The sequence below is a fragment of the Variovorax sp. AB1(2024) genome (genome assembly GCF_037482385.2).
GTDB lineage: Bacteria > Pseudomonadota > Gammaproteobacteria > Burkholderiales > Burkholderiaceae_C > Variovorax.
On sequence record NZ_JBBHKP020000001.1, the window covers coordinates 4,875,441 to 4,897,560 of the forward strand.

General features: G+C 68.6%; 19 protein-coding genes and 1 pseudogene. 8 read left to right on the forward strand and 12 right to left on the reverse strand.

All coding sequences use genetic code 11. The features are described from left to right. Window positions 1-59: 59 nt before the first annotated feature. From WIX39_RS22820 to WIX39_RS22830, 3 genes are read right to left on the reverse strand one after another with little or no spacing between them, the layout of a single operon-like run. Window positions 60-1,049: a tripartite tricarboxylate transporter substrate binding protein gene (locus tag WIX39_RS22820; protein WP_409195908.1), complete on the reverse strand. Its 990-nt coding sequence runs from the start codon at window positions 1,047-1,049 to the stop codon at window positions 60-62. Window positions 1,050-1,096: 47 nt separating this feature from the next. Further along, window positions 1,097-2,302, reverse strand: coding sequence for a CaiB/BaiF CoA transferase family protein (locus tag WIX39_RS22825; RefSeq protein WP_409195909.1), 1,206 nt, complete (start codon window positions 2,300-2,302; stop codon window positions 1,097-1,099). Further along, on the reverse strand, window positions 2,299-3,246 hold the full coding sequence (locus tag WIX39_RS22830) for a hydroxymethylglutaryl-CoA lyase (protein WP_106933851.1): 948 nt from the start codon (window positions 3,244-3,246) through the stop codon (window positions 2,299-2,301). Before WIX39_RS22830 ends, WIX39_RS22825 begins: the two co-directional genes overlap by 4 nt. A gap of 110 nt (window positions 3,247-3,356) precedes the next feature. On the opposite strand from WIX39_RS22830, the gene WIX39_RS22835 reads away from it, so the two are divergent. The 3 genes and pseudogenes from WIX39_RS22835 to WIX39_RS22845 all read left to right on the forward strand — a co-directional run bounded on the left by WIX39_RS22835 (window position 3,357) and on the right by WIX39_RS22845 (window position 6,027). Further along, window positions 3,357-4,259 carry a LysR family transcriptional regulator gene (locus tag WIX39_RS22835; RefSeq protein WP_409195910.1) on the forward strand — a complete coding sequence of 301 codons (903 nt, stop codon included), beginning with the start codon at window positions 3,357-3,359 and terminating at the stop codon, window positions 4,257-4,259. Window positions 4,260-4,399: 140 nt separating this feature from the next. Continuing rightward, a pseudogene (locus WIX39_RS22840) lies at window positions 4,400-5,302 on the forward strand (MBL fold metallo-hydrolase); the annotation flags it as partial. After that, a complete protein-coding gene (locus WIX39_RS22845; RefSeq protein ID WP_409195911.1) occupies window positions 5,296-6,027 on the forward strand; it encodes a DsbA family protein in 732 nt (243 codons plus the stop codon). The pseudogene WIX39_RS22840 and the gene WIX39_RS22845, both read left to right, overlap by 7 nt. A 7-nt stretch (window positions 6,028-6,034) precedes the next feature. On the opposite strand, the gene WIX39_RS22850 is transcribed toward WIX39_RS22845, so the two are convergent. From WIX39_RS22850 to WIX39_RS22885, 8 genes are all read right to left on the reverse strand, one after another. Then, window positions 6,035-6,739 carry an ABC transporter ATP-binding protein gene (locus WIX39_RS22850; protein ID WP_106933848.1) on the reverse strand — a complete coding sequence of 235 codons (705 nt, stop codon included), beginning with the start codon at window positions 6,737-6,739 and terminating at the stop codon, window positions 6,035-6,037. After that, window positions 6,732-7,493: an ABC transporter ATP-binding protein gene (locus WIX39_RS22855; protein ID WP_409195912.1), complete on the reverse strand. Its 762-nt coding sequence runs from the start codon at window positions 7,491-7,493 to the stop codon at window positions 6,732-6,734. The genes WIX39_RS22850 and WIX39_RS22855 overlap by 8 nt, the downstream gene beginning before the upstream one ends. Further along, window positions 7,490-8,488 carry a branched-chain amino acid ABC transporter permease gene (locus WIX39_RS22860; RefSeq protein ID WP_285414467.1) on the reverse strand — a complete coding sequence of 333 codons (999 nt, stop codon included), beginning with the start codon at window positions 8,486-8,488 and terminating at the stop codon, window positions 7,490-7,492. The genes WIX39_RS22855 and WIX39_RS22860 overlap by 4 nt, the downstream gene beginning before the upstream one ends. Beyond that, on the reverse strand, window positions 8,489-9,361 hold the full coding sequence (locus WIX39_RS22865; RefSeq protein WP_081268628.1) for a branched-chain amino acid ABC transporter permease: 873 nt from the start codon (window positions 9,359-9,361) through the stop codon (window positions 8,489-8,491). It lies immediately after the preceding gene. A gap of 140 nt (window positions 9,362-9,501) precedes the next feature. Continuing rightward, window positions 9,502-10,674 (reverse strand): ABC transporter substrate-binding protein, encoded by a 1,173-nt coding sequence (locus tag WIX39_RS22870; protein WP_081268627.1) that lies wholly within the window; start codon window positions 10,672-10,674, stop codon window positions 9,502-9,504. A gap of 167 nt (window positions 10,675-10,841) precedes the next feature. Beyond that, on the reverse strand, window positions 10,842-11,828 hold the full coding sequence (locus tag WIX39_RS22875; RefSeq protein WP_409195913.1) for a PDR/VanB family oxidoreductase: 987 nt from the start codon (window positions 11,826-11,828) through the stop codon (window positions 10,842-10,844). Window positions 11,829-11,868: 40 nt separating this feature from the next. After that, complete coding sequence (locus tag WIX39_RS22880) at window positions 11,869-12,651, reverse strand: GntR family transcriptional regulator (RefSeq protein WP_409195914.1); 783 nt, start codon at window positions 12,649-12,651, stop codon at window positions 11,869-11,871. After that, complete coding sequence (locus WIX39_RS22885; protein WP_106933843.1) at window positions 12,648-13,766, reverse strand: aromatic ring-hydroxylating dioxygenase subunit alpha; 1,119 nt, start codon at window positions 13,764-13,766, stop codon at window positions 12,648-12,650. Before WIX39_RS22885 ends, WIX39_RS22880 begins: the two co-directional genes overlap by 4 nt. Before the next feature lie 147 nt (window positions 13,767-13,913). Here WIX39_RS22885 and WIX39_RS22890 point away from each other — a divergent pair, with 147 nt between their 5' ends. The 4 genes from WIX39_RS22890 (at window position 13,914) to WIX39_RS22905 (ending at window position 19,293) form a co-directional block, all read left to right on the forward strand. Then, window positions 13,914-15,035, forward strand: a complete 1,122-nt coding sequence (locus tag WIX39_RS22890; RefSeq protein WP_106937390.1) for a 5-methyltetrahydropteroyltriglutamate--homocysteine S-methyltransferase — start codon at window positions 13,914-13,916, stop codon at window positions 15,033-15,035. A gap of 191 nt (window positions 15,036-15,226) precedes the next feature. Further along, entirely contained in the window at window positions 15,227-15,898 is a 672-nt protein-coding gene (locus WIX39_RS22895; RefSeq protein ID WP_409195915.1) for a glutathione S-transferase family protein, read from the forward strand. A gap of 25 nt (window positions 15,899-15,923) precedes the next feature. Beyond that, window positions 15,924-17,306 (forward strand): phospholipase D-like domain-containing protein, encoded by a 1,383-nt coding sequence (locus WIX39_RS22900; RefSeq protein ID WP_409195916.1) that lies wholly within the window; start codon window positions 15,924-15,926, stop codon window positions 17,304-17,306. 340 nt (window positions 17,307-17,646) lie between these two features. After that, window positions 17,647-19,293: an Ig-like domain-containing protein gene (locus WIX39_RS22905; RefSeq protein ID WP_409195917.1), complete on the forward strand. Its 1,647-nt coding sequence runs from the start codon at window positions 17,647-17,649 to the stop codon at window positions 19,291-19,293. Between the two features lie 15 nt (window positions 19,294-19,308). On the opposite strand, the gene WIX39_RS22910 is transcribed toward WIX39_RS22905, so the two are convergent. Next, complete coding sequence (locus tag WIX39_RS22910; RefSeq protein WP_234382451.1) at window positions 19,309-20,409, reverse strand: ROK family protein; 1,101 nt, start codon at window positions 20,407-20,409, stop codon at window positions 19,309-19,311. 110 nt (window positions 20,410-20,519) lie between these two features. Between WIX39_RS22910 and WIX39_RS22915 the strand changes: the two genes are divergently transcribed. Further along, window positions 20,520-22,076: a glycine betaine ABC transporter substrate-binding protein gene (locus WIX39_RS22915; RefSeq protein ID WP_409195918.1), complete on the forward strand. Its 1,557-nt coding sequence runs from the start codon at window positions 20,520-20,522 to the stop codon at window positions 22,074-22,076. The last annotated feature ends 44 nt before the right edge of the window (window positions 22,077-22,120 follow it).

Sequence of the window (22,120 nt, forward strand, 5' to 3'; positions counted from 1 at the left end):
GAAGGCGCTCTGCCTGCCCCCATCCCAGCCTTCCCCCGGAAGGGGAAGGAGCGAATCCTTCATTCCAGGACGACGTTCGCCTTCTTCACCAGCGCCGCGTAGCGCGCCGCCTCGCTGCGGAAATACGCCGCGGCCTGCGCGGGCGTGGTGGGCTTGATGACGTTGCCCTGCTTGTCCATTGCCTCTTTCACCTCGGCGCTGGTAAAGGCCGCCGCCACCGCGTCGTGCACGCGCTGCACGTCGGCGGCCTGCATCTTCGCCGGCCCGATCACCGCGAACCAGCCTTCGACCGCGTAGTTGGGCAGCCCCTGCTCCGCGATGGTCGCGATGTCCGGCGCGGCCGGCGAACGGGTCGGGCCGCACAGGCCGATGGCGCGCAGCGCGCCGCTCTTGATGTGCGGCTGCACCGCCGGCAGCGACACCACGCCCATCTCGACCTGCCCGCCGATCATGTCCGTGACCATCGGGCCCGTGCCCTTGTACGGGATGTGCCGTGCCTTCACGCCGGCCTCGTCCATGAACATCTCGCCGGCCAGGTGAATGATGGTGCCGTTGCCCGACGAAGCGTAGTTGTAGCCGCCGGGCTTGGCGCGCAGCAGCGCGATCAGCTCCTGCACGTTCTTTGCGGGCAGCTTCGGGTTGGCCACCAGCACCAGCGGCGTGGCGCCCACCACGCTGATGGGTGTGATGTCGGTGATCGCGTCGAAGGGCATCTTCTTGAACACCGCCGGGTTGATGACGTGGTTGTTCGACACCATGCCCAGCGAGAGCCCGTCGGGCGCGGCCTTGACGATGGCCGCCGCGCCGGTGATGCCGCCGGCGCCCGGCAGGTTCTCGATCACCACCGGCTGGCCGAAGGCCTTGCCGAGCGCGGGCGCCGCCGCGCGCACGATTGTGTCGACGCCGGAGCCGGCGCTGATCGGCAGGATGAAGCGGATCGGCTTGTCCGAGCCCTGCGCGAGCGCCGGGCATGCGGCCACCGCCGCGGCGCAGGCGCCGAGGCCCAGCACCGTGCGGCGGTTCATCGGGAGGAATGTCTTGTCGCTCATGGCTTTGTCTCTCTTTATGGTTTTGAAAATTCGCGCCGGCGCGTGGATCAGGCCACCGCCGAGCCCGCAAGCAGTTCATCGACCTGCTCGCGCGCATAGCCCAGTTCGGCCAGCAGTTCGCGGGTGTGCTCGCCCAGCGTCGGCGGATGCATGCGCACGCCCAGGCGCTCGCCGCCGAGCGTGATCGGGAACAGCGTCGTCTGCGCCATTTCGCCGGCACGCTCGCCGTCGGGCAGGCGGATGTCCACGAGGCCGCCGGTGGCCCTAAGGTGCGGATCGGCATAGAGGTCTTCGGGCCGCGTGATCGGCGCGAAAGGCAGGCCGTTGGCCTCGAAGATGGCCGACAGTTCCGACGCCGAACGCCCGGCCAGCCGCTCGCGCAAGTCGGCCAGCAAGGTGGGCCGCGCGCGCACGCGCTCGTTGTTCGTCTGCAGTGCGGCGTCGGCCTTCAGGTCGTCGAAGCCCAGCGCGTCGCAGAAAGTCTTCCATTGCGCGTCGCTCACCGCGGCCAGGAAGATCTGCTCGCCGTCTTTCACCGTGAACACGTCGTACAGCGCCCAGGCCGAGATGCGCTCCGGCATCGGCGCGGCGGCCTGGCCGGTGATGGCGTACTGCAGCATGTGCTGGCCGACCAGGAACACGTTGTTCTCGAACAGCGCGGACTGCACCTCCTGTCCCTTGCCGGTCTCGGCGCGCTGCATCAGCGCGGCAATGGCGCCAATGGCGCCGAACATGCCGCCCATGATGTCGTTCACGCTGGTGCCTGCGCGCAGCGGATCGCCCGGGCGCCCGGTCATGTAGGCCAGCCCGCCCATCATCTGCACCACTTCGTCGAGCGCGGTGCGGTGCTCGTAGGGGCCGGGCAGGAAGCCGGTGTGGTTGACGTACACGAGGCGCGGGTTGAGCTTGCCGAGCGCGGCGTAGCCCAGGCCGTACTTGTCCATGGTGCCGGGCTTGAAGTTCTGCGCCACCACGTCGGCCGTGGCGCACAGGCGCAGCGCGGCTTCCAGACCCTGGGGGTTGCGCAGGTCGAGCGCGATGCTCTTCTTGTTGCGGTTGAACATGGGAAAGAAGCCCGCGCCCGCGCCCAGCAGGTGCCGGGTGCGGTCGCCCTCGATCGGCTCGACCTTGATGACTTCCGCCCCCAGGTCCGCGAGCACCATGCCGCAGGTCGGGCCCATGACCATGTGGGTGAACTCGACCACGCGGATGCCCGCGAGCGGCAGGCGCTTCTTTTCTTCGGTGGCGCTCATGCGGCGACTCCCTCGACCACGGCAAAGGTCTTGGGGAAACCCGCCCGCCACACCGTGCCCTGCAGCGTTTCGCCATCGAGCCAGCCCGCCACGCGGCGGCGCAGGTCGAGCAGCTTCGGCAGGTCGACGCCGGTCTCGACGCCCATGCTCTGGAGCATGAACACCAGGTCCTCCGTGTCGACGTTGCCGCTGGCGCCGGGCGCGTGCGGGCAGCCGCCGATGCCGGCCAGGCAGGCGTCGAAACGCGTGATGCCGACCTCCAGCGCGGCATACGCGTTCGCGAGCCCCATGCCGCGGGTGTCGTGGAAATGGCCGCACCACAGCCGGTCGCCCGCGATGCGCAGCGCGCGCTCGAACAGGCTGCGCACCATCGCCGGATCGGCATAGCCGACGGTGTCAGCCAGGCTCACGCGGTCGGCGCCGGCGTCGAGCAGCGCCTGCATCAGCCGCAGCACTTCGTCGGGATCGACACGGCCCTGCAGCGTGCAGCCGAAGGCCGTGCCCACGCCGCCGTCGATCAGCGTCTTCGACCCCGCCGCGTCGCGTGCCGCGCGGATGCGGCCGACCTCGGCCACCACCTCGTCCGGCGTCTTGCGCAGGTTGGCAAGGCTGTGCGCATGGCTGGCCGACAGCGGCACGATCATCAGGTCGGCCTCGCCCGCGATGGCACGCTCGGCGCCCTTGAGGTTGGGCACCAGCACCGACGCGAACAGGCCCGGCAGCGTCTTCGCATAAGCCAGCAGTTCGGCGGTGTCGGCCAGTTGCGGCAGCAGGTGCGCCGGCACGAAAGAGCCGACTTCGATCTCGCGCTGGCCGGCCGCGTGGGCGCCGCGGATCCATTCGAGCTTGCGTTCGGTGGGCAGCACGCGGGCGATGCTCTGGAGGCCGTCGCGCAGGCCCACTTCGCGGACGACCGCGCGGGGCGGCAGGAAGGCGTGAATCAAGACTTTGTCTCCGTCGTGAGGGTATGCGCCGGATGTTAGAAGTTCCAATTCGATCCAGAAGATATATTTTGGAAGTCATTCGCTTCCAAACCGGAATATCTTGAGACACCATGCGCGACCTCGACCTGACCACCCTCCGCCTCTTCGTCTCCGTCTGCGAAACGCACAGCATCGCGCGCGCCGGCGAGCAGGCCAGCATCGTCGGCTCGGCCATCAGCAAGCGGCTGGCGCAGCTCGAAGAGGCGGTGGGCACGCCGCTGCTGCTGCGCAAGCGGCGCGGCGTGGTGCCGACGCCGGCCGGCGAAACCCTGCTGGAGCACGCCCGCGCCATGCTCGGCAGCGTGAACTGCATCGAGCGTGACATGGCCGCCTATGCCGGCGGCGCGCGCGGGCATGTGCGCATCCTGGCTTCGGCGTCGGTCATGGCCGAGTCGCTGGCGGAAGACGTGGCCGGCTTCCTGCAGAACCCGGCGCACCGCAACATCCGCGTCGACATGGAGGAGCGCGTGAGCCCGGAGATCGTGCGCGGCATCCGCGAAGGCATCGCCTCCATCGGACTGTGCTGGGACGCGGCCGACCTCGAAGGCCTGCAGCGGCGCAGCTACCGCGCCGACCACCTGGCCATCGTCGCGCACCCGTCGCACCCGGTGGCGCAACACGCGCAAGTGCGCTTCGAGGACGTGCTCGACCATGAATTCGTCGGCATGCCCGCGCTCAGCGCGGTGCAGTTGATGCTGGCGCGCGAGGCGGCGGTGGCGGGCAAGCCGCTGGTGCACCGGGTGCTGGTGTCGAACTTCGACGCCGCGCTGCGCGTGGTGCGGGCCGGGCTGGCGATCAGCGTGGTGCCGGCGGAAGTGGCGCGGCCCTTCACCGACGCCTACGGCCTGCGGCTGATGCCGCTGACCGATGCCTGGGCGCGCCGGCGGTTCGCGATCTGCTTCAGGGACGAGGCCACGCTGTCGCCCTCGGCGCAGTTGCTGGTGGCGCATCTGCAGCGCTGTGCCACGGACTAATAAGGGCGCCGCGCCTCCGATTCGACCGGAATCGGAAACGATTCATTGCGGTTCGTCGGGTTTTTGTTTCTGTTCACGCAACCTAACATTCGAAGCATCAGCGCTGTCACACCCCTCACCGCACACAGAAAGATCGCACCATGTTCCGCAGAGCCCTTCTCTCCGCCGCCGCCCTCGCCACTACGCTGAGCCTCGCCCCGCTGGCCGCGCAGGCCGCCACGGCCGCCCGACCGCTCAAGCTCGACGTCTACAACCCGGGCGCGAAGTCGATGTTCCCGGTCTCGTCGGAGATCGTGACCGGCCAGACCGACGCCGTGCTGATCGACGCGCAGTTCCAGCGCAACGACGCCGAGGCGCTGGTGCAGAAGATCAAGGCATCGGGCAAGAAGCTCACCACGGTCTACATCAGCCACAGCGACCCCGACTACTACTTCGGCCTCGACGTGATCCAGGCCGCCTTCCCCGACGCGAAGATCGTCGCCACGCCGCAGACGGTGGCCGCCATCCAGGCGTCGAAGGACGGCAAGCTGGCGCACTGGGGCCCGATCCTGAAGGACAACGCGCCCAGGTCGCTGGTGGTGCCCGAGGCGCTGTCCGGCGACAGCCTCGAACTCGAAGGCCGCAAGATCCAGGTCGTCGGCCTCGACGGCCCCACGCCGGCGCGCAGCTTCGCGTGGATTCCCTCGCTGAAGGCGGTGGTCGGCGGCATCCCCGTGTCGGCCAATATCCACGTGTGGGTGGCCGACACGCAAACGCCCGAGTCGCGCCGCGACTGGCTCAAGACGCTGGACCGCATCCAGGCCCTGCACCCGAAAACGGTGGTGCCCGGCCACTACCTGCCGAATGCCGACGGCTCGGCGCCGTACACCATCGCGTCGGTGAAATTCACGCGCGGCTACCTCAAGGCTTTCGAGACCGAGGCTGCCAAGGCCAAGGACTCGGCCGCGCTCATCGCCGCGATGAAGAAGCGCTACCCGAAGCTGGAAGACGCCTCGTCGCTGGAACTCGGCGCCAAGGTCATCAAGGGAGAAATGAAATGGCCGCAGTGAATGACAGCACCACCACCCTGCACTACATCTTCGACCCGCTGTGCGGCTGGTGCTACGCCGCCGCGCCGCTGGTCGACGCAGCGCGCGGCGTACCCGGCCTGAGGGTCGAGTTCCACGGCGGCGGCATGATGACCGGCGCCAACCGCCGCCAGATCACGCCGCAGTGGCGCGACTACGTGATGCCGCACGACCACCGCATCGCCGAGATGACGGGCCAGCCCTTCGGCGAGAACTACTTCGAAGGCCTGCTGCGCGACACCGGCGCGGTGATGGACTCCGAACCACCGACCACCGCCGTACTCGCGGCCGAATCGCTGCGCGACGGCGGCGGGCTGGACATGGCGCATCGCCTGCAGCAGGCGCATTACGTGGAAGGCCGGCGCATCGCCGACGTGGGAGTGCTGAAGGCACTGGCGGCCGAACTCGGTCTCGGCGCCGAGGCTTTCGCCGCGGCATTCGATCGCCTCGCGGGCGCGCCGACTGCGCAGCACATTGCCGAGAGCCGGCAATTCCTGCAGCGCGCGGGCGGACAGGGTTTTCCGACCTTCGTGCTGACGCAGGCCGAAGGCCGCGCGGGCCGCATCGACATCGGCCCGTGGCTGGGCCGCGCCGAAGACTGGAAGGCGCAGCTCGCCGCGCTGGTCGCGGCGTCTCAGCCGGCCGCCACCCACACCGCCGCGACGCCGCCGGTGTGCGGCCCGGACGGCTGCGCGATCTGAAGAGGCTTCAGCGCGCGACGCCCAGCAGCCGGTCCAGCACCTGCGGCTGGGCGCGCAGCGCCGCCGCCGAGTCGGTGTGCACGATGGTGCCGTGGTCCAGCACCACCGCCTCGTCGGAAATCGCGAGGATCGCCTGCGGATGCTGCTCCACGATGATCGCGGCCAGCCCCTCGTCCTGCGTGATGCGGCGGATGGCGCGCAGCAGCTCTTCCACGATGATGGGCGCGAGCCCCTCGAGCGGCTCGTCGAGCAGCAGCAGCCTGGGGTTGAGCACCAGCGCGCGGCCCACGGCCAGCATCTGTTGCTCGCCGCCGGAGAGCTGCGTGCCCAGGTTGGTCTTGCGTTCCGCCAGGCGCGGGAACATCTCGTAGACGCGCTGGGTGTTCCACTTGCCGGGCCGCTCCACGGCGGTGAGGTTCTCGTGCACCGTGAGCGACTTGAAGATGTTGCGCTCCTGCGGCACCCAGCCGATGCCGGCCGCCGCGCGCTGGTGCGGCGCCAGCTTGTGCAGCGCCTGGCCGCCCAGCGCGATGCTGCCGCCGTGCTGGCGCGTCGCGCCCGCCAGCGTGTTGATCAGCGTGGTCTTGCCGGTGCCGTTGCGGCCCAGCAGCGCCAGCGTCTGGCCTTCGCCCAGCGTGAACGCCACGTCGTGCAGCACCACGGCCTCGCCGTAGCCGGCGCTCAGGTTTTCGATTCGCAGCAGCTCAGACATAGGCGGCTTCTCCGTGGCCCAGATAGACCTCTTTCACCTTGGGATCGTTGGCGATGGTTTCGGGGTCGCCCTCGGTCAGCAGCGTGCCGTTGACCAGCACGGTCATGCGGTCGGCAAAGCTGAACACCAGGTCCATGTCGTGCTCGATCAGCAGCACCGACACGTCGGCCGGCAGCGCGGCCACGGTCTGCAGCAGCTCTTCGCGCTCGCCGGCGGGCACGCCCGCCACCGGCTCGTCGAGCAGCAGCACGCGCGGCTCGCAGGCCAGGGCGATCGCGATTTCCAGCAGGCGGCGCTTGCCGTAGGCCAGGTGCTTGACCTGCTGGCGCGCCACGTCGCTCAGGTGGAACTGCTCGAGCAGTTGCGTCGCGCGTTCGACGATCGCCTTGCTGGAGCCGAGCGGCCGCCACCACTGCGCACCCGCGCCCTGGTGCTGCGACACCACCAGCGCCAGCGTTTCCAGCGGCGTCATCGAGTCGAACAACTGGTTGATCTGGAATGTGCGCACCAGGCCGCGCGCCACGCGCTTGTGCGGCGCGAGCTTCGTGATGTCTTCGCCCAGCAGCGTGATGCGGCCTTCGGTCGGCGTGAGCACGCCCGTCAGCTGGTTGATGAGCGTGGTCTTGCCCGCGCCGTTGGGGCCGATCAGCGCATGGCGGGCGCCGCGCTTGAGCTCCATCGTCACGTTGTTGGTGGCCGTGATGCCGCCGAAGCGCATCACGAGGCCGTGGGTGGAAAGCACGGTGTCGCTCATGCCGCACCGCCCTTCTTCCTGCCGGCGCCGAACCATGTCCAGGGCTTCAGCAGGCGGTCGCGGCCCACCAGCACCAGCAGCACCAGGATCAGGCCGATCCAGAACATCCAGTACTGCGGCGTCACCGCCGACAGCCAGGTCTGCAGGAGCTTGAACACGATGGCGCCCGCCACCCCGCCGTAGAGCCAGCCCACGCCGCCGATCACCAGCATCAGAAGCACGTCGGCCGAACGGTCGAAGGCCAGCACGTCGAGCGATGCGAAGCCGGTGGTCTGCGCCAGCAGCGCGCCCGCCGCGCCGGCCACGCCGGCCGCCACGGTGTAGACCGTGACCAGGCGCGGCACCACCGGGATGCCGATGGCCATCGCGCGCAGCCGGTTGTCGCGGATCGCCTTCAGTGTGGCGCCGAACGGCGAATGCACCAGCCGGCGCATCAGCAGGAACAGCACCAGCATCACCGCCAGCGAATACCAGGCCGCCGTGCGGCCGTACAGGTCAAAGTCGAACATGCCGAGCACCGGGCCCATCACCACGCCCTGCAGGCCGTCGGCGCCGCCGGTCAGCCAGTCGAGCTTGTTCGCCAGTTCGAGCAGCAGCAGCGCCGTGCCCAGGGTGACCATCAGCCGCGTGAGGTCGCTGCCGCGCAGGATGGTCACGCTCGCCACCAGGCCCAGCAACGCCGACAGCACGACGGCGAACAGCAGGCCCACGGTCGGGTCGGGCATCACCAGCTTGGCGAACAGCGCCGCCGCATACGCACCGAAGCCGAAGAAGGCGGCATGCCCCAGCGACACGATGCCGGTGTAGCCCAGGATCAGGTCGAGCGACATCGCGAACAGCGCGACGATGGCGATTTCATTGACCAGCAGCGAATGCGAAGGCATGACCAGCGGCAGCGCGAAGGCCACGGCCCAGGCCACGAACTCGAGCGGATGCCAGCGCGCCTTGCGCAGCAGGGCCGACTGGAAATCGGCGGCGGAAGACGGAGCGCTCATTCAGCGGCCCCCCTTGCGCGTGAACAGGCCCTGTGGGCGCCACATCAGGATCAGGATCATCAGCAGGTAGACGGTGAACGCACCCATCTTGGGAATGAAGTACTTGCCCGCCACGTCGGCGATGCCGAGCAGCAGCGCGGCCGCCAGCGGCCCGGTGATCGACGAGGTGCCGCCGACCGAAACCACGATCAGGAAATAGATCATGTACTTGAGCGGGAAGGTCGGGTCGAGCCCGAGGATCTCGGCGCCCAGCGCGCCGCCCAGCCCCGCGAGGCCCGAGCCCACGGCAAAGGTCAGCAGGAACACGATGTTCACGTTGATGCCCAGCCCCGCCGCCACGCGCGGGTCGTCGACCGCCGCGCGCAGCCGGCTGCCGAAGCGCGTCTTCGACAGGATGAGCTGCAGCACCACCGTCAGCACCGCGCAGACCGCGATGATGAAGAGCCGGTAGTGCCCCATGCCCAGCAGCAGCGCGCCGTCGCCGATCTCGGTGCGCCCGCGCAGCCATTCGGGCAACTGCACGTTCTGTTGAGAAGAGCCGACGAAGTAATCGACGGCGGCCACCGCCATGAAGGCCAGGCCGATGGAAAAGAGCACCTGGTCCAGGTGCGGCTTGCCGTACATCGGCCGGTAGAGCGTGCGTTCCAGCAATGCCCCGGCCAGCGCGACGACGATGAACGCCAGCGGCAGGCAGGCCAGGAACGGGACGCCCAGCTTCTGCATGGCAAACACCGTGAGATATCCGCCGGCCATGGCAAAGGCGCCGTGCGCGAGGTTGATGAAGTTCATCAGCCCGAGCGTCACGGCCAGCCCCACGGCGAGCACGAAGAGCAGCATGCCGTAGGCGATGCCGTCGAAAAGAATGGTCAACATGTCAGCTACTCAAACACTTGCCGCGCCTCGCGGTCTCTTCGGGAAACACCGAGGAACCGGCTTCGCCGGGCCTCAGGTGTTGCCCCCGGTAGGGGGAAGGCGAAGCGACACGAAGTGCGCGCAGCCTGGGGGCGAGCCCTTTACTTGGCTTTGCCGGGATCTTTGACGTTCTTGATCACGTCGAACTCGACGTTGTAGAGCTGGCCGTCCTTCTTCTCGACCTTGCGCAGGTACACGTCCTGCACGATGTCGCGCGTCTGCGCGTCGATCAGCACCTGGCCGCGCGGGCTCTCGAAGACCTGGCCCTTCATGGCCGCCAGCAGCGCTTCGCCGCCGCCCTGGCCCTTGGTGGCCTTGAGCGCTTCGTAGATCACGCGCATGCCGTCATAGCCGCCCACGGCCATGAAGTTGGGGCGCATCTTCGGGTTGGCCTTCTCGAAGGCCTCGACGAACTTCTTGTTCATTGCCGACGGGTGCGCGGCAGAGTAGTGGTGCGAGGTGACCACGCCCAGCGCGCCGTCGCCCATGTCGTTGAGTTGATCGTCGTCCGTCACGTCGCCGGTGGCGATCATCTTGATGCCGGCCTTGTCCATGCCGCGCTCCAGGAACTGCTTCATGACGGCCGCGCCGGCGCCCGAGGGCACGAAGACGAACAGCGCGTCGGGCTTGGCGTCGCGCACCTTCTGCAGGAACGGGGCGAAGTCGGGGTTGCGCAGAGGCACGCGCAGCTTCTCGATCACCTTGCCGCCGTTGAGCTGGAAGCGCTCGCTGAAGAATTTCTCGGCATCGTTGCCCGGGCCGTAGTCGGCCACCAGCGTGACGACCGTCTTCACGCCGTTCTTCGGCGCCCAGTCGCCCATGGCCACCGACACCTGCGGCAGCGTGAAGCTCGAACGGATGATGTAGGGCGATGCCTCGGTGATGCTCGACGTGGCGGCGGCCATCACGACTTCGGGTGTCTTCGACTGGGTGGCGATGGGCGCCACGGCCAGGGCCAGGGGCGTCAGGCCGAAGCCGGCCAGCACGTTGACCTTGTCGTTCACCACCAGTTCCTGCGCCAGGCGCTTGGTGACGTCGGGCAGGCCGGTGTCGTCCTTGACGATCAGCTCGACCTTCTTGCCGGCCACGGTGTCGCCGTTCTGGGCCATGTACAGGCGCGCGGCGGCTTCGATCTGGCGGCCGGTGGACGCCGACTGGCCCGTCATCGGCAGGATCAGGCCGATCTTGAACTTGTTGTCCTGGGCGCTGGCCAGCGACATTGAAAGCGCGAGCGCCGACAGGGCTGCGGTCTGGATGAGATGGCGTCTTTGCATGTTTTTTCCTTCAGGGACGGAACTCGAAACCGGGGCTATTTTCAACACTTTGCAACAAAGGGCGCAGCAGGCATTCACCTACCCCGCCTCATGAGGCTGGCATTGTTGCGCGATCAATAAATGAACTGCGCGATCATCGCGCAAGACGGCTGTCGCCCGGGGCGGGATCAGCTGTCGGGGCGATAGGCGGAGTCGAGCGTGAGCGTACCCACCGCGCGTGACACGCAGGCGCAGATGCGCGTGGTTGCCTCTTTTTCGTACGCGCTGAGGAACACGTCGCGGTGGTCGATCTCGCCGTCGACGGCGATCACGTCCATGGCGCACAGGCCGCATTCGCCGCGCTTGCAGTCCGACAGCGTCTGCACGCCGGCGGCGTCCAGCGCCTCGAGCAGCGTGCAGTCGGCAGGCACCGTGATGGCGAGGTCATGGCGCGGAATGCGCACCTGGAACGCCTGCGTGGCCAGACGGCCGCTGCTGCCGAAGGTCTCGAAGCGCAGGTCCGCGATGGGCCGGCCGGCCGCATGCCAGGCGCGCTTGAGCGCCTCGAGCATCGGCACCGGGCCGCAGGTGTAGAGCTGGCCACCGGGCGGCAGCGCGTCGATGGCCGCGGCGAAGTCGATGGGCGCCGAGCCTTCGTGCGCTTCCACGCCCTCGCCCAGCGCTTCGCGCAGATGCGAGAGGTAGCCGAACTCGTCGGCGTTGCGCGCGCCGTAGAGCATCTTCACCGGCACGCCGCCGCGCCGGGCGTGCTCGCCCAGCCGCTGCGCCATCAGCACCAGCGGGGTGATGCCGATGCCGCCCGCCACCAGCAGGTAGCCGGGCGCGGACATGTCGAGCGCGAAGTGATTCTGCGGCGCGCTGACCTGCAGCCGGTCGCCCACGGCCAGCCGCCACATCGCGAGCGATCCGCCGCGGCCGTCGTCCAGCCGCTTGACGGCGATGCGCCAGCAGCGGCCGTCGCCCTCGCCGACCAGCGAGTACGAGCGGGTCTGCAGCCTGCCCTGCGCCGTCATCACCTGCACCTGCAGGTGGGCGCCGGGTTCATAGGCACCGGCAAAGCCGCCGTCGGGGCGCAGTTCGAACTCGCGCACGGTGGGCGTCACGTCGCGCAGCGCAACCACCTGCGCCTGCATCCATTGAAGATCGCTTTTCATCGGGGAACAACACCAACAGGAAGGAAGGAAAAGGAAGGAGTCAGCCGCGGCGGCGGATCAGCTGCACGCCCGGCAGCGGGCGCTGTTCGGCGCTCGGCGTGCCGTGCAGCGCCTCGCGCAGGTTGCGCCGCGCGATGCGGCTGTGCTCGCGCATCAGCGACTCGGCGCGCGAGCCTTCGCCGGACTCGATGGCGTCGAGCACCTGGATGTGCTGGTCTTGCGCGATCACGAGCATGTCGCGCGCGGCGGGCGAATTCGCCTGCACGATGACGAAGCCCGAGGGCGACGCGAACGGCAGGTTCACCACCCGCTCCAGTTGCTGCGCGATGACCGGGCTGCCGGCCATTTCGCAGAGCAGCGCATGGAAGCGTTCGTTGTGCGTCACGTAGCGCGAGAAAGCCGCGTCGTCGAGCGCGGGCTCGCGCAGCAGCTCGTCGATGCGCGCGAGGCAGGCGCGCGCCTCGCGCAGCACCACCGGCGCGGCGCCGCGCTCGGCCGCGAGCCGGGCCACCAGGCCTTCCAGCGTGCCGCGCAGTTCGATGGCATCGGCCACGTCGCGCTCGGAAAAGGTGCGCACCGCGTAGCCGCCGTTGGGCAGCGCTTCGAGCAGGCCCTCTTGCTCGAGCCGCATCAGCGCGGTGCGCACCGGGGTGCGCGACACGCCGAGCTGCTCGGAGATGGCCACTTCGGCTATGCGCGCGCCGCCGGGCAGTTCGCCCGCGAGGATCATTTCGCGCAGGCGCAATTGCGCCTTCACGGCCTGCGAGCTGCCGCTGTCGCCGGACTGCTGTTCCGCGGTGGAGGAGACCACAGCGGCCCTCATGCGGCCTGCTTCTCGCCCGGCTGCTCGGCGGGGTGGATCGGAATGGCGGCGCGCGCGGGCTTTTCCTTCTCGATCATGCGGTCGATGAGCTTGCGCGCCCACATCGAACCGGCGTCGATGTTGAGGTTGTAGAACTTGTGGTCGGGGTGCTCGTCCATGGCTTTCTGCTGCGCCTCGAGCACCAGTTCGTCTTCGCGGAAGATGCCCGCGACGCCTTCGCGCAGCTCGTGCGTGAGACGCTGCTCGCCCAGGCAGTAGTTGCGCGAGAAGGCCCAGAAATACAGGCAGGTCTTGTCAGTCTCGGGCGTGATGGTGTTGAGCACGTAGCCGTTGACGCCCTTGCTGCGGTCGCCCGCGTCGCCGTTCTTCGGCACCGCGCCGCTGCCGGCCTCGGCCACGCCGACGTCGATGTTCACCGTGCACGGGCCTTCGAAACGGATGATCTGCCAGCGGTCGACCTTGCCGGTGTAGCCGCGCGCATGGCGGATCTGGCCGCCCCAGAACGGCGGCGGGTCGATGTTCTCCATCCAGCGCGTGACTGTGGCCGAGCGGTCGCCGTGCGTGGCCACGAAGGGCGCCTCGGCCACTTCGCGGTTGCCGATGGACGAACCGTGCACGAAGGTCTCGTGCGTCAGGTCCATGAGGTTGTCGACCACCAGGCGGTAGTCGCAGTGGACGCGGATCATCTTGCCGTCGCCGGCCCATGCCGGGTCGTCGTTCCAGTGCATGTCGGGCACCAGCGCCGGGTCGGCCTTGGCGGGGTCGCCGGGCCAGATCCACACGAAGCGGTGCTTCTCGACCACCGGAAAGCTGCGCACGCAGGCCGATGGGTTGAGCGTTTCCTGGCTCGGCATGTGGGTGCAGCGGCCCTGGCTGTTGTAGACGAGGCCGTGGTAGCCGCACACCAGCTCGTCGCCTTCGAGGCGGCCCAGCGACAGCGGCATCAGCCGGTGCCAGCAGGCGTCTTCGAGCACGGCGACTTCGCCGTCGGTGCGTCGGAACAGCACCACTTTCTGGTTGCAGATGGTGCGTGGCAGCAGCGCATGGCGCACTTCGACGTCGTAGGCGGCGGCATACCAGGCGTTCAGCGGAAAGGCGGTCGTGGGCGTTTTCATGAATACTCAATGTATACAGAAACACGGAAATTTCCAGTCATTTCGGGCATTTATAGGGAAAACACCGAGGCCGCTGTATACAGCCTCCGACGTTTCGATGGCGATACGATGTCCGGCCAGTTCCCCCTCACCAAGACGGAGTCATCCATGTCACAGCACGCCGCCCTGCCCGCCCGCTACGACCACGTGGGCAGTTTCCTGCGCCCCAAATACCTGCTCGAAGCGCGCGAGCAAAAGGCCAAGGGCGAGATCACGCCGGAACAGCTTCGCCTGGTCGAAGACAAGGCGATCACCGAGATCGTCAAGTTCCAGGAAGACATCGGCCTGAAGAGCATCACCGACGGCGAGTTCCGCCGCACCTATTTCCACATCGACTTCCTCGACCAGCTCGGCGGCGTGAAGACCGACATTCCGGTCACCATCCGCAAGCCCGACGGCACCGAGGAACTCGCACCGCCCGCGATGCGCGTGATCGACAAGGTCCGCCACGTGAAGGACATCCAGCTCGCCGACTTCCAGTACCTCAAGAGCCAGGTGGCCGCGGGCAACACGCCCAAGGTCACGATCCCCTCGCCCACCATGCTGCATTTCCGCGGCGGCCGCGCCGGCATCAGCAAGGACGCCTACCCCGAGCTCGACCCGGCGTTCTACGACGACGTGGCCAAGGCCTATGGCGACGAGCTGCGCTCGCTGGCCGCCGCCGGCTGCACCTACGTGCAGATGGACGACACCAACCTGGCCTACCTGTGCGACGAGCACATGCGCGAAGCCGCCCGCAAGCGCGGCGACGACCCGAACGAACTGCCGCACCGCTACGCCGCATTCATCAACAAGGTGGTCGCGCAGAAGCCGCCGGGCATGCTGCTGGCCATGCACCTGTGCCGCGGCAACTTCAAGAGCACGCACGCCGCCGCCGGCAACTACGAGCCGGTGGCAGAAGCGCTGCTCAAGGAGATGGACCTCGACGCCTACTTCATGGAGTACGACGACGCGCGCTCGGGCGACTTCAAGCCCCTGCGCTACCTGCCCAAGGGCAAGACGGTGGTGCTCGGCCTGGTCACCACCAAGTTCGGCGAGATGGAAGACAAGGACGAGCTCAAGCGCCGCATCGACGAGGCCGCCAAGTACGCCTCGCTCGACCAGCTCGCGCTGTCGCCGCAGTGCGGCTTCTCCAGCACCGTGCACGGCAACAACATCGCGGTGGAAGCGCAGCGCAACAAGCTGCGCCTGGTGGTAGAGACCGCGCAGGAGGTCTGGGGCTCGACCTGACGCGCGGTTTCTGTTGAAGTCGGGGGAATGAAAAGACTCACCCCCAGTCTGCGCGCACTTCGTGTCGCTTCGCCAACCCCCTCGCCGGGGGCAACACCTGTGGCCCGGCAAAGCCGGTTCCACGGTGTTCCCCGAATGGCCCGGCTCGGCTTCATGCATCGCGGATCAAGTCATGCAACGGAGCAGCTGCAATGACCCGGATCTACTCCGGCCCCCTCAGCATGTTCGGCGCCAAGGTCGAGATCGCGGCGCGCGAAAAAGGCGTTGCCTTCGAACTGGTCATGGTGCCGTTCATCGAAGGCGACGCCTACGAGCCCAAGCACCCCGAGGTGCTGCGCGTGAACCCCGTCAAGCAGCAGGTGCCGGTGCTGGTGGACGAGATCGACGGCGGGGTCTCGCTCTTCGACTCGACCCAGATCTTCGAGTACCTCGAAGACCGCTATCCGGCTCCCGCGCTGTGGCCCGAGGGCATTGCCGACCGGGCCCGCGCGCGGCAACTCGAGCAGAAGTCCGACGAGGTCTTCTTCCCCCAAGTCATCAAGCTCTTCGGCCTGCAGGACGCGATGCAGAGCGCGCCTGCCGTCGCGGCCTGCGCCGCCTGCGCGCGCTACTACGACGAAATGGAAGGCCTGCTCGCCGCGCGCGACTACCTCGCGGGGCCCTACGGCTTCGCGGACATCGCCTTCTACATGGCCTGCGTGTTCGCCGACCGCAAGGGCGCAGGCATGACCGACGCCACGCCGCGCCTGCTCGCATGGCGCACCCGCGTTGGCGAAAGGCCGGCGGTACGCGCGGTGGTCGATCCGATGATGCGGTTCCTTGCCTCGCAAGGGCGCGGCGTGCCGGCCTTCCTGCAACGCTGATTCCGCGCTGACGCATCATTGCGCCATGCCGCACAACACCCGTTTCGACTGGCTGCCCACACCTTCGCAGCACTTTCTCGTCGTGACCTTCGCGCTGCTGGTCTATGTGCTGACCACCCGCGCGCGCCGCGAGCAGCGCGCCCCCACCACGGCCATCGCCTGGGTCATGGGGCTGGTGCTGATGCCTTATTTCATCCTGCCGATGTACCTGCTGTTCGGCCAGCGCAAGCTGCGCCCGGCCGGCTCGCCCCGGCCGCCGCGCTCGGTGCCGCCGGGCCACTGGGCGGCCGACCTGATCGAGAGCTTCGGCCTCGCGCCGCCGGGCCGCTCGCCCATCCGCATGCATGCCGACGGCGAGGCCGCGCGCGAGGCGCTGTGGGAGGTGATCGACGGCGCAAAGGAGCGCATCGACGTGTGCACCTTCATCATCGGCAACGACGCGCTCGGCCATGCGGTGATCGACCGGCTCGCGAAGCGGGCGCGCGAGGGCATCAAGGTACGGGTGCTGCTCGACGGCTTCGGAGCGCTGTCGCTGCCGCGCCATCACTTCGACCGGCTGCGCGCGGCGGGTGGCGAGGTGGCGGTGTTCCGCCCCTTCTTCAGCCTGCGCCGCATCGGCCCGCGCAACCTGCGCAACCACCGCAAGTTCACCATCGCCGACGACGGCTGGCTCTGGTCGGGCGGGCGCAATCTCGCGGGCGAGTACTTCACCGGCAACGCAAAGCACCCGCAGCCATGGCGCGACCTGTCGTTCGACCTGCGCGGCAGCGTGGCCGCGGCGGCGGCGCGCCAGTTCGACCACGACTGGAGTTCGGTGCGCCCGCGCAAGGCCCGCGCCATCACCGCCGACGACATGCCCGAAGGCCCCGGCACCGCAATGGCCCAGTTCCTGCCGAGCGGCCCCGACCAGACAGAGGACACCGCGCACGCGCTGCTGATCGACGCCTGCTTCCGTGCCGAGCACCGCGTGCTGGCGATCACGCCCTACTTCGTGCCCGGCGACGGACTGCGCGACGCGCTGCGGCTGGCCGCCCGGCGCGGCGTGCAGGTGACCATCGCGATGCCCGCGCAGTCGAACCATCGCCTGGCGGACTTCGTGCGCGCCCGCGCCATGCGCGACCTCGCTCGCGCGGGCGTGGACTTCAGGATGCTGCCGTTCATGGTGCATGCCAAGGCGGTGGTGCTGGACGAGGAGCTGGCGATGTGCGGCTCGATCAACCTCGACCTGCGAAGCCTGCTGCTGAACCACGAGGCGGCGGTGGTGTTCTACGGCGAGGAGGAAATCGACTGGCTGGCCGAGTGGATCGAGACCACCGCATCGGCCGGCGAGCCCTACCGCGCGAGGCGTCCCGGCCTGATGCGCGATCTGGCCGAAGGGCTGCTGCTCACGGTAGCCTTTCAGCTGTAATCTTGGGTGCATAAATGCAACAAAAGTGCAACCAGACGAACGCGGACACTAAAATATCCACCGGTTTCGGTAGTTGACAGGCGTGCCCGGCCCCTGATTTTCCAGTCGTGAGGCGGGCTCGAACGGATTCCCGCAACCCCTCGCCTTGCGGGGAAGCCCGCCCGGGACGCCGCCACACGGTGGCCCGAAGCGCCGTCCGTTCGAGTCCAGTGCCCCGGCCATCCGGGGAAATCCGATGCGAGCATTCTTCTCGCCGCGCGCACTTGCGAATCTCGCGAAACTGGTCCTGGCGCTTCCAGTTCTCATCGCACTGTCCGGAATACCGTCCGCTTTCGCCGCCATGGACGAAGTGGGCCGCGCAACCCCCAGCAGCCACCGCCTGAAGTTCTTCGTCGACCCCGAGCTGGCCGCCGACATCGGCCCCGCCGAGGCGGGCCGCCGGCTCGCCCAGTACGTGGCCGACGTCAACACCGTCTTCACCCGCGAGACCGTGCGCAGCTTCGTCTTCGACCCCGCCACCGACCTGCAGCTGGTGGCGCCCGCCGCCGCGCCGGCCTGCAGCTACAACGGCCTGGTGAACGGCGAGGTGGTGGTCTGCGTATCGAAATCCACCCGCGGCTACAGCCACGGCGGCCTGTCGACCAGCTGGACCTTTCCGCAGAAAGGCGTGGCCTGGAACCTGAACTGGATCGCCATCCACGACCCGCTGCGCCTGTCGCGCGCCATCACGCCGGCGGCGCCGGAGTCCACCGAGAAGGACTACCTGGGCCGCCAGCTCAAGACCCTGCTGCATGAGCTGGAGCATGTGTTCGGCGCCGGCGCGGGCGAGTACTACAACGGCATCGCCGTGGCAGACACCACCGGCGTCGCGCCCATCACCGACCTCGCCCTGTCGAGCGACACCGACCGCTACTGGTGGACCCGCCAGGACTGGCGGCTCGACCCGCTGCTGGGCACCGTGTTCGAGCAGCGCCGCGACCCCGCCGCCAACCGCGTCGCGACGCTGGACATGATCCGCTTCACCGCCGGCACCAAGGCCAACATCGACACCGACTGGAGCGACTGGCCGAAGCTCGGCAGCTCGAAGTTCATGGCCGCCACCACAGCCACGCAGGTGCGCGTGACCGACCGCGACAGCGGCGCCGCGCTGCCCGGCGCGCAGGTGTCGGTGTGGCGGGACCCGGGCGGCGGCAAGCCGCTGGTCATGCTGGTGACCGGCGTGGCCGATGCGTCGGGCCGCTTCACCTTCGACTGGAACTGCGGCTTCAGCTGCTTCGCCGTCGGCAAGACGACGCTGCTGGCCAAGGCACGCGCCGCCAACCGCGCGCCCGGCGCGAGCTGGTTCACCATCTTCGACGCCTTCGAGCAGAAGGCCGTGCAGGGGCAGTCGCTGTTCACCATCGACCTGGCGCTAGGCAGCGCCGACGCCACGCCGCCCATCGTGTCGCTCGCCGCCCCCTCCATGGCCACGGTGGGGCAGCTCACCGTCATCGCGCCGGCCGTGGTGGACAACGCGGGCGTGTGGGGCGTCAAGGTGCTGGGCCGCGACAGCATTCCGATCTGCACCTTCACCGCCCCACCCTACACCTGCAGCTGGACACCGACCTCGCCCGGCGCGCAGACGATCCGCGTGGTCGCGGTCGACGCGGCGGGCAACTCCGCTGTCGCTTCGGCCAACGTGATCGTCAACCCGCCTTCGGACAGCGTGCCGCCGGCCGTCTCGCTGTCGGTTCCGCCAAGCCTAACGGCCGGCATGGCGACGCGGCTTGCCGCCACCGCCTCCGACAACGTGGCCGTGGCCGAGCTGAAGTTCATCGTCGACGGCAGGACCGCGTGCACGCTGCGCGCCGCGCCCTACGTGTGCGCCTGGACGCCGAAGCGGCCGGGCGCCGCGAACGTCGAGGTGCGCGCCGCCGACGCGGCAGGCAACGTTGCCTCCGCCTCCGCGAACGTGCGCGTCGAAGGACTGCGGGCCGAAGACCTGTAGCGCCGGGCCGCCGCTTCAGGGCCTGTTCGTGAAGCTCACGTTGCCCAGCCCCGTGCCGATGGTCAGCACGCCCCACTGCTTCACGTCGCGCATGAAAGGAAGCTCGCTCAGGCCCTGTACCACCGCGTCGTTGTGCATCAGCACCAGCATCGGGTCGGCGCCCAGGGTCAGCATGCGGCGCCACACCGCCGTCGGCAGGTGGAAGGCGTGGCTTTCCCAGTCGCCGGGCAGGTTCTGCGCGCCGCGCGCGATGGACCCGTCGGGGCGGATCAGCCCCGGGCAGCCGATGCCGATGAACGGCGCGAGCCGGATCTTCTTGCGCTCGCTGTAGCGCACCATGTCCATCAGCATGTCGGCGATGTGCTCGACCATGTTGCTGCGGTTGGGCCCTTCGTCGGCGTGGCGCCATTTCTCGCGCCGGATCACCTCCGCGCGCGAGAAGTCGGGCGCCTTGCGGTAGCGCGTCTTCACGATGCCGCAGCGCACGTTGGTGCCGCCGATGTCGACCGCCAGGATGGCGTCGTACTTGCGCAGCAGCGCGGGCGGCGTCAGGTGCACCCAGCCGATCAGGCCGCCGTCGTCCACGTTGTGCGAGAGGCGGCCCAGTTGCACGTGCAGGCCCATCTCTTCGAGGATGGCGCCCGTCTGCAGCACCGCGCGCTCGCCCACGTCGCTCTCGGGAAAGCCGCCGCCGATCACGATGCGCTCCACCTTCTGCCATGAGGGCTGGCGCAGGAAGCGCTGGATGACGGACGCCAGTTCCTCGGTGAACTCCTCGATCACGCCGTGCATCACGTCGGCGGCCTCCGAAGCTTTCTTCGCGCCCAGCACGCGGTCGAGCGCCTTCTTGCTCAGGTCGCGCGAGTGCAGCACTCCGAGCGGATCCTTGCCGTTCTTGCGGCGCCGCTTGCGCCAGCGCTCGAGCAGTTCCCTGAAGGCCGTCTGGCTCGCCTGGTCGCCCACGAAGCCGTCCTTGTCGCGCAACTGGAGGCTGTAGCCTTCGACATGCACACCGGGGAGTTCGCGCAGGCCGTGCACATCGGCAGCGGGCAAGGGGTCGGCCGTTTCGGCCTTTTGCGTTTCGGGAGTTTCGGGCTTCGCGGGTTTGGACTTCATGACTCGGATGGTGCGCGCGCGGCAGCCCGCGGCCCATCGGTTGCGCGCACGACGGCGTGTAGGAGATTGGCGGGTACGCCAATCCGGTCGATGTCTATAAACTGGCCGCGATGCATCTGCCCCGTTGCCTCCGCCGCCTTGCCCTGCTCCTGACGCTCGCCTGGCTGGGCCTGGCGCATGTCGCGAATGTCGCGCATGCGGCGGACGACACGCTGCGCGTCGGCTCCAAGCGCTTCACCGAGTCGTACATCCTTGCCGAGTTGCTGGCGCAGACCGCCGCGCCGCACACCGCGTCGCCGCCCGTCGTGCGGCAGGGCCTGGGCAACACGGCCATCGTGTACGAGGCGCTGCGCTCGGGCGCGATCGACATGTATGCCGAATACACCGGCACCATCGCGCTGGAAATACTCAAGGGGTCGCCGGCGGACACGCGCGAGGCCATGAACGCGGCGCTCGCGCCGATGGGCCTGGGCGTGGCGATTCCGCTGGGCTTCAACGACGGCTATGCGCTCGCGGTGCGCGCGGCGGATGCCGACCGGCTGGGCCTGCGCACGCTGAGCGACCTGGCGAAGCACCCTGAACTCAAGCTGGGCCTATCCAATGAATTCATAGGCCGCGCCGACGGCTGGAAGGGCCTCGCCGAGCGCTACGGCTTCAAGCAGACACCCTCGGGGCTCGACCACGGGCTGGCATATGACGCCATAGGGGCCAGGCAGATCGACGCGATCGACATCTACACCACCGACGCGAAGATCGACCACCTGGGCCTGCGCGTGCTGGAGGACGACAGGAAGTACTTTCCGCGCTACGACGCGGTGGTGCTCTACAAGCTCGATTTGCCCAAACGCCTGCCCGAGGCCTGGGCTGCTTTGAAAACGCTCGAAGGCCGCGTGGACGAGCACGCGATGATCGCGATGAATGCCCGCGCCGAACTGCAGAGCGTGCCTTTCGACGTGATTGCGCGCGACTTTCTCGCGAGCACCGGCAAGGAAGCGAAGGCGGGCCAGCAGCAGCCGAAGGAAGAGCGCCGCGGCTTCACCGCCAAGCTGTTCGGGCCGGACTTGTGGAAGCTGGCACGGCAGCATCTGTTCCTGGTGGCGCTGTCGGTGGGCATCGCGATTCTCATCGGCGTGCCGATCGCGATCCTGGTGTTCCCTCATGTGCGGCTGCGCGCGCTGGTGCTGGGCTTCGCGAGCCTGTTGCAGACGGTGCCTTCGCTGGCGTTGCTGGCGGTGCTGATCTCGATGCTCGGCGCCATCGGCGCGTTGCCGGCGCTGATCGCGCTGACGCTCTATTCGCTGTTGCCGATCATGCGCAACACGGTCACGGGCCTGGCCGAGGTGCCCGACGGCCTGCGGCTGGCGGGCACGGCGCTGGGCATGACGCCGCCGCAGAGCCTGCGGCTGGTGCTGTTGCCGCTGGCGTTGCCGACGCTGCTCGCGGGGGTGCGCACGGCGACGGCGATCGCGATCGGCACGGCGACGATTGCGGCGTTCATCGGTGCCGGCGGGTTCGGTGAGCGCATCGTGACGGGGTTGGCGCTCAACGACCGTGAGCTGCTGATGGCGGGCGCGTTGCCGGCTGCTGCGTTGGCTTTGGTCAGCGAAGGGCTGTTCGAGTTGATCGAGCTTTGGATGCGGCGCGGGCGCGGGGCGCTTGCGGCCTAGCTTTGCTTGTGTCGTTCAGGGCGCGATCAGGCCGACGGGGTACC

What these genes read in the sequence shown, in the direction of transcription:
- WIX39_RS22855 (WP_409195912.1), bottom strand. Translation starts at nt 7,493, where the DNA reads ATGAGCGACACCGTGCTTTCCACCCACGGCCTCGTGATGCGCTTCGGC.
- WIX39_RS22835 (WP_409195910.1), top strand. Translation starts at nt 3,357, where the DNA reads ATGCGCGACCTCGACCTGACCACCCTCCGCCTCTTCGTCTCCGTCTGC.
- WIX39_RS22870 (WP_081268627.1), bottom strand. Translation starts at nt 10,674, where the DNA reads ATGCAAAGACGCCATCTCATCCAGACCGCAGCCCTGTCGGCGCTCGCG.
- WIX39_RS22890 (WP_106937390.1), top strand. Translation starts at nt 13,914, where the DNA reads ATGTCACAGCACGCCGCCCTGCCCGCCCGCTACGACCACGTGGGCAGT.
- WIX39_RS22885 (WP_106933843.1), bottom strand. Translation starts at nt 13,766, where the DNA reads ATGAAAACGCCCACGACCGCCTTTCCGCTGAACGCCTGGTATGCCGCC.
- WIX39_RS22905 (WP_409195917.1), top strand. Translation starts at nt 17,647, where the DNA reads ATGGACGAAGTGGGCCGCGCAACCCCCAGCAGCCACCGCCTGAAGTTC.
- WIX39_RS22820 (WP_409195908.1), bottom strand. Translation starts at nt 1,049, where the DNA reads ATGAGCGACAAGACATTCCTCCCGATGAACCGCCGCACGGTGCTGGGC.
- WIX39_RS22880 (WP_409195914.1), bottom strand. Translation starts at nt 12,651, where the DNA reads ATGAGGGCCGCTGTGGTCTCCTCCACCGCGGAACAGCAGTCCGGCGAC.
- WIX39_RS22850 (WP_106933848.1), bottom strand. Translation starts at nt 6,739, where the DNA reads ATGTCTGAGCTGCTGCGAATCGAAAACCTGAGCGCCGGCTACGGCGAG.
- WIX39_RS22845 (WP_409195911.1), top strand. Translation starts at nt 5,296, where the DNA reads ATGGCCGCAGTGAATGACAGCACCACCACCCTGCACTACATCTTCGAC.
- WIX39_RS22860 (WP_285414467.1), bottom strand. Translation starts at nt 8,488, where the DNA reads ATGAGCGCTCCGTCTTCCGCCGCCGATTTCCAGTCGGCCCTGCTGCGC.
- WIX39_RS22895 (WP_409195915.1), top strand. Translation starts at nt 15,227, where the DNA reads ATGACCCGGATCTACTCCGGCCCCCTCAGCATGTTCGGCGCCAAGGTC.
- WIX39_RS22915 (WP_409195918.1), top strand. Translation starts at nt 20,520, where the DNA reads ATGCATCTGCCCCGTTGCCTCCGCCGCCTTGCCCTGCTCCTGACGCTC.
- WIX39_RS22910 (WP_234382451.1), bottom strand. Translation starts at nt 20,409, where the DNA reads ATGAAGTCCAAACCCGCGAAGCCCGAAACTCCCGAAACGCAAAAGGCC.
- WIX39_RS22865 (WP_081268628.1), bottom strand. Translation starts at nt 9,361, where the DNA reads ATGTTGACCATTCTTTTCGACGGCATCGCCTACGGCATGCTGCTCTTC.
- WIX39_RS22900 (WP_409195916.1), top strand. Translation starts at nt 15,924, where the DNA reads ATGCCGCACAACACCCGTTTCGACTGGCTGCCCACACCTTCGCAGCAC.
- WIX39_RS22875 (WP_409195913.1), bottom strand. Translation starts at nt 11,828, where the DNA reads ATGAAAAGCGATCTTCAATGGATGCAGGCGCAGGTGGTTGCGCTGCGC.
- WIX39_RS22825 (WP_409195909.1), bottom strand. Translation starts at nt 2,302, where the DNA reads ATGAGCGCCACCGAAGAAAAGAAGCGCCTGCCGCTCGCGGGCATCCGC.